We start from the raw sequence: 252 nt of genomic DNA on the forward strand, positions 1-252 counted from the left end.
ACATAGCGTCCAGCCCCGGACGCTTGAACGTAGTTCCCCGGATTCCGTCATCGGTGAAATGCCGGATATTGGTAAAACCGTTTTTCCTTGCGTAGTCCTCTAAAATCCGCTTTTGGTTCTCAATGCTGACGGATTCCCCGGCTCGCTCATCGTCATGGGAGAGTCTTTCGTATAGGGCGGTGAGTTTGTCTTTCTCTGTCTGCTTCTTCATGGTGTGTAACCTCCTTTCTTTGAGGGTGCGCGCTTCCCTAT

The 252-nt window shown here is 51.2% G+C and carries 1 protein-coding gene; it reads right to left on the reverse strand.

Annotated elements, in window-relative coordinates:
- Positions 1–211 (reverse strand): recombinase family protein (locus D1646_RS22305; RefSeq protein ID WP_160638516.1); only part of this gene is annotated, 211 nt, incomplete at its 3' end.
- Positions 212–252: the final 41 nt, after the last annotated feature.

The sequence above is a fragment of the Pseudoflavonifractor sp. 60 genome (assembly GCF_009911645.1).
GTDB lineage: Bacteria > Bacillota > Clostridia > Oscillospirales > Oscillospiraceae > Lawsonibacter.